This is a genomic window from Oceanobacillus sp. FSL W8-0428 (assembly GCF_038004405.1).
GTDB lineage: Bacteria > Bacillota > Bacilli > Bacillales > Amphibacillaceae > Oceanobacillus > Oceanobacillus sojae.
In genome coordinates this window covers 4,180,221-4,196,771 of record NZ_JBBORB010000001.1, presented here as the reverse complement: position 1 = coordinate 4,196,771, position 16,551 = coordinate 4,180,221, and the positions used below count along the sequence as shown (strand labels likewise).

Annotated in this window: 14 protein-coding genes and 1 riboswitch; of the genes, 8 read left to right on the top strand and 6 right to left on the bottom strand. The window is 38.3% G+C overall.

Features of this window, described 5'->3' with window-relative positions; genetic code table 11:
* Positions 1-72 precede the first annotated feature (72 nt).
* Both MKY30_RS20130 and MKY30_RS20125 read right to left on the bottom strand, forming a co-directional pair.
* A complete protein-coding gene (locus tag MKY30_RS20130) occupies positions 73-858 on the bottom strand; it encodes a YqhG family protein (protein WP_147210380.1) in 786 nt (261 codons plus the stop codon).
* Positions 842-2,509, bottom strand: a complete 1,668-nt coding sequence (locus MKY30_RS20125) for a DEAD/DEAH box helicase (protein ID WP_341085188.1) — start codon at positions 2,507-2,509, stop codon at positions 842-844. The genes MKY30_RS20130 and MKY30_RS20125 overlap by 17 nt, the downstream gene beginning before the upstream one ends.
* Before the next feature lie 137 nt (positions 2,510-2,646).
* A riboswitch (glycine riboswitch) is annotated at positions 2,647-2,736 on the top strand.
* A 325-nt stretch (positions 2,737-3,061) separates the two neighbouring features.
* Here MKY30_RS20125 and gcvT point away from each other — a divergent pair.
* From gcvT to gcvPB, 3 genes are read left to right on the top strand one after another with little or no spacing between them, the layout of a single operon-like run.
* Positions 3,062-4,165, top strand: a complete 1,104-nt coding sequence (gcvT, locus tag MKY30_RS20120; protein WP_156987621.1) for a glycine cleavage system aminomethyltransferase GcvT — start codon at positions 3,062-3,064, stop codon at positions 4,163-4,165.
* A 35-nt stretch (positions 4,166-4,200) separates the two neighbouring features.
* Positions 4,201-5,550 (top strand): aminomethyl-transferring glycine dehydrogenase subunit GcvPA, encoded by a 1,350-nt coding sequence (gene gcvPA, locus MKY30_RS20115; protein WP_339282318.1) that lies wholly within the window; start codon positions 4,201-4,203, stop codon positions 5,548-5,550.
* Positions 5,543-7,012 (top strand): aminomethyl-transferring glycine dehydrogenase subunit GcvPB, encoded by a 1,470-nt coding sequence (gene gcvPB / locus MKY30_RS20110; protein ID WP_147210384.1) that lies wholly within the window; start codon positions 5,543-5,545, stop codon positions 7,010-7,012. The genes gcvPA and gcvPB overlap by 8 nt, the downstream gene beginning before the upstream one ends.
* Positions 7,013-7,105: 93 nt before the next feature.
* Here the strand turns inward: gcvPB and MKY30_RS20105 are convergent, their stop codons facing one another.
* Positions 7,106-7,480: a rhodanese-like domain-containing protein gene (locus MKY30_RS20105; protein WP_147210385.1), complete on the bottom strand. Its 375-nt coding sequence runs from the start codon at positions 7,478-7,480 to the stop codon at positions 7,106-7,108.
* A 332-nt stretch (positions 7,481-7,812) separates the two neighbouring features.
* Between MKY30_RS20105 and MKY30_RS20100 the strand changes: the two genes are divergently transcribed.
* Complete coding sequence (locus MKY30_RS20100; protein WP_341085187.1) at positions 7,813-10,377, top strand: vitamin B12-dependent ribonucleotide reductase; 2,565 nt, start codon at positions 7,813-7,815, stop codon at positions 10,375-10,377.
* 47 nt (positions 10,378-10,424) lie between these two features.
* Here the strand turns inward: MKY30_RS20100 and MKY30_RS20095 are convergent, their stop codons facing one another.
* Positions 10,425-11,198, bottom strand: a complete 774-nt coding sequence (locus MKY30_RS20095) for an ABC transporter permease (RefSeq protein ID WP_147210387.1) — start codon at positions 11,196-11,198, stop codon at positions 10,425-10,427.
* Positions 11,185-12,159 carry an ATP-binding cassette domain-containing protein gene (locus MKY30_RS20090; RefSeq protein ID WP_156987615.1) on the bottom strand — a complete coding sequence of 325 codons (975 nt, stop codon included), beginning with the start codon at positions 12,157-12,159 and terminating at the stop codon, positions 11,185-11,187. Before MKY30_RS20090 ends, MKY30_RS20095 begins: the two co-directional genes overlap by 14 nt.
* Positions 12,160-12,624: 465 nt before the next feature.
* Between MKY30_RS20090 and mntR the strand changes: the two genes are divergently transcribed.
* The gene (gene mntR, locus MKY30_RS20085; RefSeq protein WP_147210389.1) at positions 12,625-13,044 is read left to right on the top strand and encodes a transcriptional regulator MntR; all 420 of its coding nucleotides are present in this window, start codon (positions 12,625-12,627) and stop codon (positions 13,042-13,044) included.
* Positions 13,045-13,183: 139 nt separating this feature from the next.
* Positions 13,184-14,074: a patatin-like phospholipase family protein gene (locus MKY30_RS20080; protein WP_147210390.1), complete on the top strand. Its 891-nt coding sequence runs from the start codon at positions 13,184-13,186 to the stop codon at positions 14,072-14,074.
* A 174-nt stretch (positions 14,075-14,248) separates the two neighbouring features.
* On the opposite strand, the gene MKY30_RS20075 is transcribed toward MKY30_RS20080, so the two are convergent.
* Positions 14,249-14,626, bottom strand: coding sequence for an SA1362 family protein (locus MKY30_RS20075; RefSeq protein WP_147210391.1), 378 nt, complete (start codon positions 14,624-14,626; stop codon positions 14,249-14,251).
* A gap of 255 nt (positions 14,627-14,881) precedes the next feature.
* Here MKY30_RS20075 and MKY30_RS20070 point away from each other — a divergent pair, with 255 nt between their 5' ends.
* Together MKY30_RS20070 and MKY30_RS20065 are read left to right on the top strand one after the other, a co-directional pair.
* Positions 14,882-15,391: a YqhR family membrane protein gene (locus MKY30_RS20070; protein WP_246145120.1), complete on the top strand. Its 510-nt coding sequence runs from the start codon at positions 14,882-14,884 to the stop codon at positions 15,389-15,391.
* Between the two features lie 86 nt (positions 15,392-15,477).
* On the top strand, positions 15,478-16,539 hold the full coding sequence (locus MKY30_RS20065) for a M24 family metallopeptidase (RefSeq protein WP_147210392.1): 1,062 nt from the start codon (positions 15,478-15,480) through the stop codon (positions 16,537-16,539).
* Positions 16,540-16,551 lie beyond the last annotated feature (12 nt).

Genomic DNA, 16,551 nt, shown 5'->3' with positions numbered 1-16,551 from the left:
TTTCTATTTTCAGTAAATATAGAAAGAATCTTTTTTAATTTTCTCTTTCGACTAGAATGGTATGCACTTATCTTAGTCCATCATTGCTTTCGTTAAATAAAAAATCCCTCCATTAATAACTTGAAAAATAACTTTTGGTTTAAATCGCTTTTCCAGTGCCTCTAATTCTTCTAAATACTTTGGATGATCAAGTTCGTTCTCGTAGAAATGCTTTAATGTCGCTTTATCTGTTTCCAGTTGTTTTATAGACTCAGCAGCCCAGGAATTATCCTGGTTTTGTACGTGCTGCAGCAGGAGATTCTGAATACGGATAAAGCCGCTTTTGGGATTTATCATTGGAGACAGCGTATAGCAATAATCTGATATTGATCTTTCAAGCGCTATTTCCTCCAGAGAATCCATCATATTTAAAGCCATATGACCATGAAGCAGCTGCAGACCGACAGAAAACACCTCATCCTTATGACGGGCCCCCTGATAGCTGATTTTTATATTAATCACAAGCCAAGGATATAGCGGTGTGTTTTCTGATACCTGAATCTTTTCGAATAATCTTGTATAGCGTTCCTTTTCTATTAGTTTATTCATAATTTGATGAAGTCTGGGACTGCCAAAGTGAATCCATTCCCCAGGCTCATTTGATTTTTCTTTGTCTGTAATCAGACGAAGCTTTTGAGGTTCTCCTTCCCGTCCCATTTTTTTTATATAATGCCAGTAGAAGGGACGGTTCATTAATTCTCTGTCCATCTCTTCGTTCAGCTGGATGTGGATTTGCCCCTCATTCTTAGAAAGTATGGTACACTGCTTTGTTTCAAAGTAATTGACGAGAAAATCTGATAAATCAATTTGCTGTTCCATCTTTATATTGCTCCTCATTATTCTGAATTTCGAAGTTTGCCTGCTCAATCACGGATGTAAGGTTATCGAGCTTAATACGTACCTCTCCGGCTGAAGTGGATTCCTGATAGATGGATTCTATTTCCTTTTCCATACTATCTACTTTTAACTCTGCTAAAATGGCATCTAAATTACCAATAACATTCTCAAACAAATGAATTTTTTCGTAAAGCATGGACAGGATATGCTCTTCAATGGTCTGTTTCGTAACAATATTATAAATATGCACATCCGATTCTTGGCCAAAACGGTGAATACGGCCAATCCGCTGCTCCAGCCGCATCGGATTCCAGGGTAAATCATAGTTAATCAAATGATGGCAAAATTGCAGGTTAATTCCTTCACCGCCAGCTTCTGTAGCAATAAGAACCTGCGCATGGTCTTTAAATAATTGCTTCATCCAATCTTTTTTTCCTCTTTTAAAGCCTCCACGGAAAGGAACGGATGAGATACCATGCTGCTGGAGATACCATTGCAGATAATATTGAGTAGCACGATATTCTGTAAAAACAATAACTTTTTCACCATTCAGTGATTTAATCTGTTCAACCAGCTTCTCTGCTTTTGGATGCTGATCGAGCTGTTCAATATTTTCTATCACATCTTGAATAGCTGTATGATTTTCATGAGCTCCTAATTTCATCAGGGAAGTAAAACAAGCTTCTCTCGAGGAACAGAATTCACGTAAGTAAGTGATTTTAGCAAATGATGCCATTCCAAAGGACAATTCTATAAGTTGTTGATAAACCTTCTCATAGTTCTCTGGAAGAGACGTCCAAATAGTGTGTATTTTTCTCTTTGAATTATTTAAGGTTGTATCTTTTCTTGTATTACGTACCATCACCTGCTGAACAAGTTTCTTCAGATAAGGATCCTGTTCCATTTTTTTTCGGTCTTTCCCGTATTTCTCAGTGAAGGTTTTATAATTTCCTAAATGTCCCGGCTTTAAGAGACTGACAAGGTTAAATAATTCTAATAGTTTATTCTGCACTGGAGTGGCAGTTAATAAGAGACAATATTTTTTCTTTAATTCATGTACAAATTGATAGTTTTTCGTCTGTTCATTTTTTAATTTATGCGCTTCGTCTACCAGAATAAAATCATAATCCAGGTTTAAGATAGCTTCCCGATGAGGGAACCGCTTTGCTGAATCAATAGAGGATATGACAATTGGATTGTCCTCCCAGCTGTAATTTTTCCGGTAGGCAATGGCCGGAATTAGAAATTTATCGTTTAATTCTTTTTCCCATTGATTAACGAGAGAAGCAGGAACAAGAATTAATGCTTTTTTTACTAGACCTCTCACCATATACTCTTTTAGAATCAGACCTGCTTCAATGGTTTTTCCGAGTCCTACTTCGTCTGCTAAAATAGCACGCCCATGCATGGATTCCAGAACCTGCTCAGCTGTTTGCAGCTGGTGATCCAGAATATCCAGATGAGGTAAATATTCCAGTGCTTGTAACCCTTTGAATGACGGTCTTTTCGTTACATTTACAGCCTGGTACGCCATACGAAAAAGCTCCCAATTTGTTAAATCGTTTTCATCACGAAAAGCTGATTCTAAGTCATTTATAAATTGATTATCTTGCCGAATTTGAATAGAATCCATATATTTGATTCACTCCCTCTCAATAAAATATGGTTTTTTCAATTACTTTTTCGAAGAGATATGATATACTTTGGTCAAATAGATTTTCCTGCTAACATATACATAGTATAACCAACATCAATATATTAAATCAGCGGATGAACACAAGGGGAGAGCTTACAATTAATGTAACGCCGAAGGAGCAAGTTAAGAGCGAATCTCTCAGGCAAAAAGACTCTTGTAGGACGCAACTCTGGAGAGTGTTTATAAGTAACAGGGAGAGATGTTTTTTCTCTAAAAGCTTATCAGCCACCCACGAAGCAAGTATTCACATTTTACCAGTCTGTAAAAGCATTTTGTTATCCTGTGCCAATAAGCATGGTTGAGGAGAGTAAGGTGGTGCTGACAGTCTAATTCATTCATTGCAAAAATGAATTTTATGTTAAGTGTGAATATGCAACTTTCTGGTTTGAGGACAGAGACTTCTTTTAGGAGGAGTCTCTATTTTTATGCAAAAATGTATTTTTTTATTTCATCAGCACTTTAACCAATCTTAAAAAAGGAGAGAATTAGATGAGTGAATTAAAGCGTACTCCAATCTTCCCGGCTTATGAGAAAGTTGCCAAGACGATTGATTTCGGGGGATGGGATCTCCCGGTTCAATTTTCAAGTATAAAAGAGGAGCATGAAGCTGTCCGGACAAAAGCCGGTCTGTTTGATGTATCCCATATGGGAGAAATTTTAGTAAGCGGCCCGGAAAGTGCTCACTTTTTACAGGCTGCGCTGTCAAACGATATTACAAAGCTTGTCCCAAATAAAGCGCAATATACGATTATGTGCTATGAGGATGGTGGGACGGTAGATGATTTAATTGTTTATATGCTTGATGAAAATGAATACCTGCTTGTTGTGAATGCCGCCAATACAGAGAAAGATTTTGAGTGGTTACTGAAACAAAATAATTCTAACCCTGATGTTACTTTGGATAATATTTCGGAAAATTATGCACAATTAGCTTTGCAGGGACCAAAAGCAGAGCAAGTTTTACAGAAGGTTGTAAAAGAACCGCTGAGCGACATATCCTTTTTCCGATTTAAAAAAGGTGTTGCTATTGAAGGGATAGCTGGAGAAGCTTTAATCTCCAGAACGGGCTATACAGGCGAGGATGGCTTTGAAATATATCTTGATTCACGAAATGGAAAAGATCTGTGGAAACTCCTCCTTGAAAAAGGAAAAGAGGAAGGAATCGAACCCATCGGATTAGGGGCACGGGACACGTTGCGATTTGAAGCAGGCCTTGCTTTATATGGTCAGGAGCTGTCAGCTGATATTTCGCCGTTGGAAGCGGGATTAGGATTTGCTGTTAAGCTGAACAAAGAGGCTGAATTCACTGGTAAAGAAGCTCTGAAAAAACAAGCAGAGGCGGGTTTGGAGAGAAAGCTTATGGGAATCGAAATGGTTGATAAAGGTATTCCGCGACATGGCTATTCTGTATATCAGGACGATACAGAAATTGGTTTTGTTACATCAGGTACACAATCACCGACCTTAAATAAAAATCTCGGCTTAGCATTGATCAAAACTGAATTTGCGGAAATTGGGACGGGGCTGGAGGTTCAGGTGAGGAAGCGCCGTTTAAAAGCAAAGGTGGTCAAAACACCATTTTACCGTAGATAATCGTTTACCAGCGTAATAAATAAGGGGGAGAAAAGATGGAGTTTCGTTACTTACCGATGACAAGTGAAGATAAACAAGAAATGATGAAGGCAATAGGGATAGAGGATACAGATGAGCTGTTTGCTGATATTCCAGCAGGTGTCCGTTTACAAAAAGAACTGGATTTAAAGCAGCCCATTAATGAATATGCATTAACGAAAGAACTGACAGCATTGGCAAATAAAAATATATGTACCAAGGAAGTTGTATCATTTCTTGGAGCCGGTGTATACGATCATTATATTCCGTCCATAGTCGATCATGTGATTTCTAAATCTGAATTCTACACAGCATATACGCCTTATCAGCCAGAAATCTCTCAAGGAGAATTGCAGGCTATCTTTGAATTTCAGACAATGATATCTGAGCTGACAGGCTTACCAGTTGCGAATTCCTCTATGTATGACGGGGGAACAGCTTTAGCAGAGGCAGTTAATTTAAGTGCAGCCCAGACGAAGAGAAAGAAAGTATTGGTTTCAGATGCTGTACATCCTGAATATCAGCAGGTTATTCAAACATATGCCAAAGGACAGGAAATTGAAATTATCCCGATAAAATTAAATAACGGAAAAACAGATCTCATTCATTTAGAGGAAAAGCTTGATGATGAGATAGCAGGTGTTGTTGTTCAATATCCCAACTTTTTTGGACAGATTGAGCCGATGGATGCTATTCAAAAGCTGTTAGAAAACCAAAAGAAAACAATGCTTATTGTTTCCAGTAACCCGCTTGCTTTAGGGTACCTGACTCCTCCTGGAGAATTTGGAGCAGATATTGTAACCGGTGATACGCAAGTGTTTGGAATTCCAGCGCAATTCGGCGGACCGCATTGCGGCTACTTTGCAACAACAAAGAAATTAATGCGAAAAGTTCCCGGGCGTTTAGTAGGCCAGACAAATGATGAAAATGATGTAAGAGGCTATGTGTTGACACTGCAGGCACGTGAGCAGCATATCCGCCGTGATAAAGCGACATCAAATATATGCTCCAATCAAGCACTGAATGCTTTAGCGAGTTCTGTTGCAATGAGTTCTATCGGTAAGCACGGTATACGGAAAATGGCTGAAATGAATATGCAGAAGGCCCGTTATGCGAAAAAGAAATTTATAAAAAACGGTATACCAGTTGTTTATGAAGGTTCTTTCTTCAATGAATTTGTTATTCAGCTGGACCAGGATATTACAAAAGTGAATGCTGCTTTGCTTGAAAAAGGTATTCTTGGCGGCTTCGACTTAGGGAAGATTGACCCGGCATATCAAGGTCAGATGCTCGTGGCTGTGACAGAAATTCGTACAAAACAAGAAATTGATCAACTTGTGAAAGAATTGGGGGATATGCATGTCTGATAAAAATTTTCCATTATTATTTGAACGTAGTAAAGAAGGTAGAACAAGCTACAGCTTGCCGGAGTTAGAAATTGAATCCTTTGATCTGGAAGCGGAGTTAGGAGATGTTTATATTCGTAAAGAGCCGCCAAAGCTTCCAGAAGTAAGTGAATTAGATATTATCCGTCATTATACTGGACTTGCATCCCGCAATTATGGTGTGGATTCCGGATTTTATCCGCTTGGATCGTGTACGATGAAGTATAACCCGAAAATCAATGAAGATATTGCTCGTCTAGAAGGGTTCAGTCATATTCATCCATATCAGGACCCGGGGACAGTACAGGGTGCTTTAGAAATGCTTTACGATTTACAGGAATCTTTAAAAGAAATTACAGGCATGCATGAGGTCTCTCTGCAGTCAGCTGCCGGCGCACAGGGAGAATGGACAGCATTAATGATGATCCGGGCATTTCATGAAGCAAATGGAGACCATCACCGGACAAAAGTAATTGTGCCGGACTCGGCCCATGGAACAAATCCGGCATCCGCAGCAGTGGCTGGATTTGAAGCTGTGACAGTTAAATCAAATGAAGAGGGTCTCGTGGATCTCGATGATTTGCGGCGTGTTGTCGGGGAAGATACAGCTGCATTAATGCTTACCAATCCTAATACATTAGGTTTATTTGAAAAAGATATCTTAGAGATGGCGTCCATTGTTCATGAAGCCGGTGGAAAGCTCTATTATGACGGGGCCAATTTAAATGCGATTATGGGCTATGTAAGACCTGGAGATATGGGATTTGATGCGGTTCATTTAAACCTTCATAAAACATTTACAGGACCACATGGCGGCGGAGGACCGGGTTCAGGACCTGTTGGGGTCAGTGAGGAGCTTGCCGCTTATCTGCCAAAACCATTGATTATTAAAGACAACGGTACTTTCAGCTTGGATTATGACATACCAAAATCCATTGGCCGTGTCAAACCGTTCTATGGGAATTTCGGTATTAATTTACGTGCGTATACGTATATTCGGACGATGGGTGCAGAAGGCCTGAAAAAAGTCAGTGAATATGCTGTGTTAAATGCGAATTATATGATGCGCAAACTGGAAAAAGCATTTCAAATGCCGTATCCGCAGCATTGTAAGCATGAATTTGTACTATCAGGGAGTATTCAGAAAAAACTGGGTGTCCGGACATTAGATATGGCAAAAAGACTGTTAGATTTTGATTTTCATCCGCCGACAATTTATTTCCCGCTAAATGTGGAAGAGGGAATGATGATCGAACCGACTGAAACAGAGTCTAAAGAAACATTGGATTCCTTTATTGATACCATGATTCATATTGCAAAGGAAGTAGAAGAAAATCCGGAAATTGTTCAGGAAGCTCCGCACAATACAATTGTAAAACGGATGGATGAAGCTACAGCTGCTCGTAAGCCGATACTTCGATATGAAGAAGGGGAAATATCATAAATAACAGATAATAAAAGCTGATTCAGAGTAATTTTTGCTCTGAATCAGCTTTTAACGTTAAATATGCATTTCAATGGCGATAACCAGAAAAGATTATTTTTTTGTTTTAATCTTACCAGTCCATTTTTTAAATCCGCCTTTCAGCTGATAAATATCCTTAAATCCTTTTTTGTGCAACAGCTGCGCAGCTCTTGCGGAACGACTGCTATTTTGACAATACAGGTACACAGGCTTGTCCTTTCGCATTTCAACAAGTCTTTGCTTCATCTGTGTTACCGGAATATTACGCGCCCCAAGGATATGACCTCTTTCAAATTCCTGCGGTTCACGAACATCAATTAACTGTGCTTTACGATATCCTTCTCGAAATTGTTCTTCTGTCAATCCATTTAGATAAGTGCGTTGTCTATAAAAGCGAAAAATAGAAACCGCAAGCAGAACAACTAAAGCAATAAGTAAAAATGTCATTTTGTTTCCCCCGTCTATCTTTATATTCTACATATTCATTATATGGGCAGGGATTTTATTTTTCAAAGTTTTTATTTGTGAAACCCCTATTTATTATAAAAAAATAGTCTTCTTTCAAATTTCAGATGTTATTTTTAATAAAGGAGAGGTTTCCCCATCCATTTTAAGGGAATAAAAAAATAGCCAATATTTTAATGGGAATTACTTGCTATTCTGATAATTAACTATATATTGTGTCGAAATAATGAAATGGATACTATATATTGTATTTTGGGCAGTGGATATGATAAACTAATAATTAATTAATCGTAAGATGACAAGGAGCGATAACATTGACTATCCATTTGGAATCATTAAGACAGATTAATATAGATGCGCTTAATGAAGATATAAAAAAATTCGAAGCAGTACACTCAATTACAGAGGAAATGCATATTACACATCAAGGTGTGTCCAGGCTGGTAATGCTGGATCGATATGCTTTTAAAGATATGGAGAAAAAAACGTTAAAAAACGGCGATTTTGTCGTTCTGACTGTAAAAGCAGATCCTAAATTCCCGGCACGGGGCCTAGGGTTTATTATAGATATTAATTGGAAAGAAAACAAGGCGAAAGTGGCTGTCGAATCAGATTATATTGGTGTATTAGATAAGGAAGAAGAGCGGGAAAGCGGTATTATTACGCGTTCTCTTGATGTTATCGAGAAGCCTTTGGAAATTTATTATGAACAAATTGCCAAAAGAAATGCAACTGGGCTTTCAGAGGTTGAAGAAACGGAAGAAAGAAAGGCTGCATCCTTTGAAGCATTTTACAAGCAATTAGCTTCCATGAACTTTATTCCTGCAGGGCGCGTGCTTTATGGCGCAGGAGCTGAAACAGATGTAACATATTTTAATTGCTACGTTATGCCTTTTGTAAAAGATTCCCGCGAAGGAATTTCGGATCATCGTAAGCAGGTGATGGAGATAATGTCACGAGGCGGCGGTGTCGGTACAAATGGCTCCACGTTAAGACCGCGTAACACATTGGCTAGAGGCGTTAACGGAAAATCATCCGGCAGTGTTTCCTGGCTGGATGATATTGCTAAATTGACAAATCTGGTGGAACAAGGCGGCTCCAGACGAGGTGCGCAAATGATTATGCTTGTTGATTCTCACCCGGATATTATTGAATTTATTATTTCTAAGATGCAAAATCCGCGTATATTACGTTATTTAATAGAAAATACGGACGACGAACAAATTAAGCAGCTGGCAAAAGAAAAATTAAAATTTACGCCGCTGACTGAAACCGAATTTGATTTATATCAAGGGATTGTCAATTATAAAGCAATACCTGGTCAAGGAGGATTTACGGATGCAGCAATGAAAAAGGCCAATGACCAGCTGCGTGATGGAGGAACTTATTCGGTTCATAACCCAGATTTCCTGACAGGTGCTAATATTTCTGTTTGCATTACCAAAGAATTTATGGAAGCTGTTGAAGAGGACGATTATTATGAACTGCGATTTCCGGATGTAGAGAATTATACAACAGAAGAAATGAAAGCTTATAACGAACAGTGGCACGAGGTTGGAGATGTCCGTAAATGGGAAGAAATGGGCTATGGCGTTCGTGTGTATCGAAAAGTGAAAGCAAAAGAGCTGTGGAACCTAATCAATATTTGTGCAACGTACTCAGCAGAGCCGGGCATTTTCTTTATTGATAATGCTAATGATATGACAAATGCAAAAGCGTACGGTCAACAGGTCGTCGCAACCAACCCTTGTGGTGAGCAGCCGCTGGCACCGTTTTCTGTCTGTAATTTAGCTGCTGTCAATTTAGCAGAAATGGCAGATAAGAGAACAAAAACGGTAAATGTAGAAAAATTAAAGGATACAGTTGAGACTGGGGTTCGAATGCAGGACAATGTTATTGATGCAACACCATATTTTCTGGCCGAAAATAAAAAACAAGCATTAGGGGAAAGACGTGTCGGTTTAGGGGTTATGGGACTGCATGATTTATTAATTTACTGTGAGACAGCTTACGGTTCGGAAGAAGGAAATAAGCTTGCCGACCAGGTATTTGAAATCATTGCAACAACAGCGTACCGGACTTCTATTGAGCTGGCAAAAGAAAAAGGAAGCTTCCCCTTCTTAGTCGGAGAAACGGAGGAAGAAACAAAAGCTTTACGTGAACGTTTTATCCAAACGGGTTATATGCAAAAAATGCCAGAGGATATTCAGGAGGGCATTCTGGAACATGGTATCCGAAACTCGCACCTGCTGACTGTAGCTCCAACAGGAAGTACAGGTACAATGGTCGGAGTAAGTACAGGGCTGGAGCCATACTTCTCATTCTCTTACTTTAGAAGCGGCAGATTAGGGAAGTTTATTGAAGTAAAAGCAGATATTGTAGAGGAATATTTACAAGCGCATCCGGAAGCAGCGGACAAGCCTTTGCCGGATTGGTTTGTAACTGCAATGGATTTAAGCCCTGAAGCACATGCTGATGCACAATGTGTGATACAGCGCTGGGTGGACAGCTCTATATCCAAAACGGTAAATGCGCCGAAGGGCTATACCGTTGATCAGGTAGAGAGTGTTTATCGACGTCTTTATAATGGCGGCGCTAAAGGCGGTACAGTCTATGTTGACGGAAGCAGAGATTCACAGGTGCTGACCCTGAAAGCGGAAGATAATCAGGTTGGAGAACAAACAGAATTATTCCCGGATGAAGAAAAAGATAAGAAAATTGTTCTTATGGACACGATTCAGGAATTAGATAAAACAAATGTAACTATCGGTTCAGAAGTAGGCGATACATGCCCGGTCTGCCGGGAGGGAAGCGTGGAAGACATTGGCGGCTGTAATACTTGTACCAGCTGCGGTGCACAATTGAAATGTGGATTGTAAAGTGAGAAGGAGAGCGGTTCTGATTGAACTGCTCTCCTTTTTTTGTGCTAATATTGACCAAGCAATCCTTTTTTCATAGCCATGCGTTCACAGTAATTAAAGAACAACAGACCGGCGACAAAATAGACAAAAGCATTTATAAATAAAATTGTTAGAGGGAGCCATCCGATATTTATTAATGTCTGTCCGTCAATCATAATGTCTCTGACTAAATCAACACCAATGACAAATGGCAGGAAATACATAAGTGGAGATGCTGCAAGCGGAATAAAAGTAAGTCCTGCCAGCAGGAATTGCAGAATCTGCAGGAATGCCTGGATCTGTTTGTAAACAATTGCCAATCCACCAACCATTAAACCGACACCATACATCCCGAAAACAGTTAAAACAAAGATAGGAAAAATAGATAAAATATCAATATTAAGCCATTGTCCTGCAGTCAGCATCGTAATAATTAATAAAACAAATATAATAATTCCGTAAATAATGGTACTGGCAATCAGTCTGGTGCTTAAAATTCGCCAGATTCCCATCGGGGACATAGATAATTGTTCAAGCGTTCCACGTATGGCTTCATTGACAATTTCAAAACCAAACATTTGAATGACACTAAGCGCCAAAAACCAAAAAATATAATTAACAATAACAAATTGGATATTAGCATCCTGTGTCGATGGATCTCCAAAAAAATGAATGACCCCGAATAATCCTAAAAAGATAAAGTAAAACGTTAAGACAAGGGCAATTGTATTTGGCAGATAACGCTTCATTTCCAGGTATTCCTTTCGCAGATTGGCACGAAATAAGTTAATCCATTGCATATTGGTGGTCTCCTTGTATAATTTTTAGAAATACTTCATCAAATCGAATTGCTTTCCGGTCAATCGAATCAATTGGTGTGCGATTTAATTGTAATACCTGAAAAATCTGATAAATATCCTCGCTTTTCTCTAGCTGTACAGTGAGATAGCTGTATACTTGATCCTCCACATATTCATTTGTCGGAAAACGTGTCGAAATTGCTTTTTGCTGGTCAAGGGAAAGCGGTTCATTTAAGGTTAAACGGTAGGAACGGACTTCAAATAATTTTATCAGCTCATCAACCCGCTGATCGATAACGACTGTCCCCTGATTAATAATCACGGTACGATCACAAATATCCTGGATAACATCCATGTCATGAGAGCTGATTATGATCGTACGCTGATAATTTTTAACAATCGATTTCAGTATCTCCCTGACCTCCAGCCCTGTTTGCACATCCAGGCCAAGTGTCGGTTCGTCTAAAAGTAATACTTCCGTATTAGCAAGCATAGCTACGGCAATGGCTAATTTTTGCTGCATACCGCGTGAGAGTCTGTTTACTAATTCATTTTCTTTGTCTTTTAATTGGAACATATGGAGTAATTCATCAATTTCCTCTTTAACTTCCTTTCTTGATCTGCCTCTGTTTCCTGCAAAATATTCCAGATTTTCTCTGACTGTTAGCCGCCAATATAAATTACGATTTCCTTCCAGAACTGCACTGATATGCTGTAACGATTCTAAACGGTTGTCAGTATTAGGTATCCCTTTTATCTTTATCTCTCCACTGTCCGGGTACAGCAGACCACATATTAATTTAATAGTGGTTGTTTTGCCTGCTCCGTTTGGTCCTAACAATCCAAGTATCTCTCCTTTATAAACATTAAAATCAACATCCTTTACAGCTTGAATAATTTCTCTTGATTTCCTTTTACGGTAGGACTTGGCTAAATTACTAATCTCAATAATTTTCTCCACTTTATTCCTCCTCCTTATGACATAATCTTAGCAATTGTCAAAAATAACAACAACAATCTGACGAAGGAAATATGCTCCGTCTTAAGATGTAGATAATGATTTGACATTCTCCTATTCCATACTGTAAAAATGGAAAAGAGAGGGGACAATTACAGGAAAAAGATTATAACTTGAGTTTTATGGGAAAATCAGCTATGATTAAGTTAGAAAAAAAGTTTCCTTTGATAAAAAAAATTAACTTTCTTATTAAAGGCACCATAGTTATCTGCATAAACACAACGGTTTTAATAGACCGGTTAACCGTAAAAGCTATTCTACAGAATAGGTAAGCCCAGTCCCTGGGCTTAAAGAAGATATTTATTTAAGAAGAACTTTATCGGATTTGAAGAAAGAGAAATATGCTTTCAATACTTCCTTTAACGAATACCAGATTTTCTGGGGATAATGCAAAGAGAGGAGCTTTTTATGCCTACACCAAGTATGGAAGACTATATTGAAATTATTTATAATTTAATTGAAGCAAAAGGATACGCCAGAGTTTCATCTATTGCGGAAGCTTTAGAGGTGCATCCTTCCTCTGTTACAAAAATGGTACAAAAATTGGACAAGGACAAATATTTAGACTATGAAAAGTACCGGGGATTCGTGTTAACGGCGAAGGGGAAGAAAATCGGAGAACGGCTGGTTTTCAGACACGAACTGTTAGAGGAGTTCCTCGAGTTAATAGGAGTAGAAAAAGAGCGCATATATGATGATGTGGAAGGAATTGAGCATCATCTAAGCTGGAATTCTATTGACAGGATAGCAGATGTTGTTGCTTATTTTAAAGAAGATGAGCAGCGGCGTAACGATTTGCAGAAAATAAGTGAAACAAATAAAGCATAGCCAGTTGTTCTAAGAAATGACTGGTTTTTTTGATGCATTTAAATTTCTAATTAAATCCATCCCTGAAGTGGAAGAAGCATAATAAACAAGCCAATAAACGTATAAATCAATAAGCACCTATAAGGGATGGAGCGATGTCATGAAAATTGATGCTGTATTTTCTGGCGGGGGAGTGAAGGGGTTTGCATATGTTGGCGTGTTAGAATCCTGGGAAGAGAAAAATCTGCAGGTAGAACGTGCAGCAGGGACTTCTGCAGGTGCTATTATAGCAGGGTTCCTGGCTGCAGGGTATCACTATAAAGATATTAAAGAGTTAATGAAAACATTGGATGTTGAGAAATTAGCTGATCCGCCATGGTTATCAAAGGTATTGCCAGTGACAAAGTGGTTGTTTCTTTATTATCAATTAGGGCTATACAAAGGGGAGAAGCTGGAAGCGTGGCTGGGAGAAGCGTTAGCCAGACAGAATATATATCAATTCGGTGATTTAAAGCCAGGTGTGTTAAAAGTGGTTGTCAGTGATTTATCTCTGGGGAAGCTGATAGTTATTCCAGATGATTTAGAAAGAGTTTACGGACTACAGCCAGAAACTTTTTCTGTAGCTGCTGCTATTCGTATGAGTGCAGGATTTCCTTATTTTTTTATGCCAAAAAGAATCCAAGGTAAAAATAAAGAAAAAAGCGTTATAGTCGATGGTGGTTTACTTAGTAATTTTCCATTATGGATTTTTGCTGAAGATGAGAAAAAGAAAGCTCGTCCTGTAATTGGCGTGAAACTGACAGACACATCTACATCCATGGAACCCCGCGAAATTCGAAATGCTCTCAATATGTTTCCCCGCCTTTTCGCAACAATGAAGCAGGCACATGATAATCGCTATATATCAAAATCACAGGCGGACCATATTATTTTTGTACCTACTCCTGAAGTGAGCTCTATGAATTTTAATATTACAGAAGAAAGCAGAGAGAAGCTGCGGCAAATCGGGAAAGAATCCAGTGAAAGCTTTTTACGCACCTGGAGTGGTTAGGTTATCTTTAATATTCAAACGAGTCTAATGGATAAATTGCAAAAAACGCATTAAATACGTTTTTGGAAAGATATGATATTGACAGTCTTCTTCACTTAGAGAGGAAACCATGTATATGTAAAAAGGAGCTTAGTATCTAAGCTCCTGCAAAAGTTTGTAATTTAACAAGTCTGTTTAAGAAGAAACACGATTCTTTTTCTTTGATTTATTACCTTCAATAACCCGTAAATGGCTCGTTCTCCTGGTACTCTTTTTCTTTTGTCCTGGTTTCTGATTGCTGGCAGTTGTCACGGCGTTTTGACGACCATACTTTGATTTGGATTGTTTAACAGCCTGCTTGTATTTTTTCATATTATCCTGCTGCCGTCCGGAAGGCTGCTGCCTGCGTATGAGAAAGAAATAAACCAATCCAAAAATAGCTGCTCCTATTCCAATCGAAATTAATAGCCTTGATAAAAACGCAGCTGTATTTCCAAATAACTGGGAAATTAAACCAAATGCTGCAAAAGCAATTATCAAGTAAACAAAAATAGATACTGCTTTATTTCTCAATTGAAATCCTCCTTTCTCACACATTGTATTCTACTTATATTTTACCATATCTTGATAGAGTATGCCTGTTAAGGACCTTTTTCAAAGTTCACTCAGGTTCTTAGAGCAATATAGAAATTGCTGCAACACGCGAAATTTATTTGCCTATTAATTATTTATTCCCTGTTTCATGAAAAATATTCCCACAGATGTTCAAAAGATTATCCAATCATACTAGTTTTATTATTTGGCCATAATAGAGAATGGAGGTGTTTGATGATGAGACGTATGTCAAAGAAACAACAACTAAAGGACAATGAGGAATCAGTATTAAAAAAATCAATGTACACAGGGTTTATTGGAGGAGTTTTATTCAGTTTACTTGCAAGTGCTATGTATTATTTCAATTTTCTGGAGGTTACTCCGAAATATTATCTGTTAACTTCCTGGGTATCTGCAGAGTGGACAGATACATGGCTCGGTATTTTATTTACAACCATTCTGGCGGGAGCGGTCTCTTTGCTGATTGCTTGTCTTTATTATTTGATTCTCAAAAAAATAAAATATATGTGGGTTGGGATAATTTACGGTTTTATTTTATGGGTGATTCTGTTTATTTTATTTCATCCGATATTTAATGATATTCCTGCTGTGATGGAGTGGTCGATGAATACCTGGGTTACCACAATATGTTTATTTATTCTATACGGAACATTTATCGGTTATTCTATTTCTTATGATTATATGGATTCTAAGCAGACTGAAGATATAATTGAAAAAAGCTAGAATTTTCCTATCAGAGGTTATTCAAAGTAATATATATATGATAAAATTACTTATGAAACTTGAGATTTTGGAGAGGATGAAGTTTTTTGACGAAAATTGATCGCTTACGTGAAAAATTAGAAGAGAATAAAGTTGATGCAATAATTGTTGACAGTCCTTATAACAGACGTTACATTACTAATTTTACTGGAACAGCCGGAACGGCATTGGTTACAGCAGATAAAGCAATATTTATTACGGATTTTCGTTATACAGAGCAAGCTGCTGAACAGGCAGAAGCATTTGAAATTGTGGAACATAAACATGGTATGAATCAAGAAATCGCGAATCAAATAGACAAGCTGGGCGTAAAGAAATTGGCTTTTGAGAAAAATTATACGACTTATAGTCAATTTGAAACATATCAACATCAATTTTCTCAAGAATTAGTTCCCGTAGAAGGAATTATTGAAGCATTGCGTATGATTAAAACAGATGATGAATTAGCGGTTATGAAAAAAGCTGCAAAAATTGCAGATGATGCATTTGCGCATATTCAATCATTTATCCAGCCTGGTGTGCCGGAAATTGAAATTTCGAATGAACTGGAATTTTTTATGCGCAGACAGGGAGCAACCTCCTCAAGCTTCGATACAATTGTTGCTTCAGGCTTGCGTTCTGCTCTGCCGCATGGTGTTGCATCAACAAAAAAAATCCAGGAAGGTGAGCTTGTGACACTGGATTATGGTGCATTATATGATGGGTATTGCTCTGATATTACAAGAACGGTAGCTGTAGGAGAAATTTCTGTAGAGTTACGCGAAATTTATGATATAGTATTAGAGGCGAACCTTCGTGGAGTAAAAGGAACTAAACCAGGTATGACCGGGAAAGAGGCAGATGCTTTAACCCGGGATTATATTACGGAAAAAGGATTTGGCGAACGTTTCGGTCATTCAACAGGTCACGCTTTAGGAATGGAAGTACATGAGGGCCCTGGATTATCATCCCGGTCTGAAGCAGTTTTAAAAACGGGTATGGTAGTTACGGTAGAACCGGGAATTTACGTTCCGGGATTAGGCGGCTGTCGTATCGAGGATGATATTGTTATTACAGATAGTGGTAATGAGCGGCTGACGTTTGCTCCCAAAGAATTTATACAGCTATAAGGTATAGGAGGA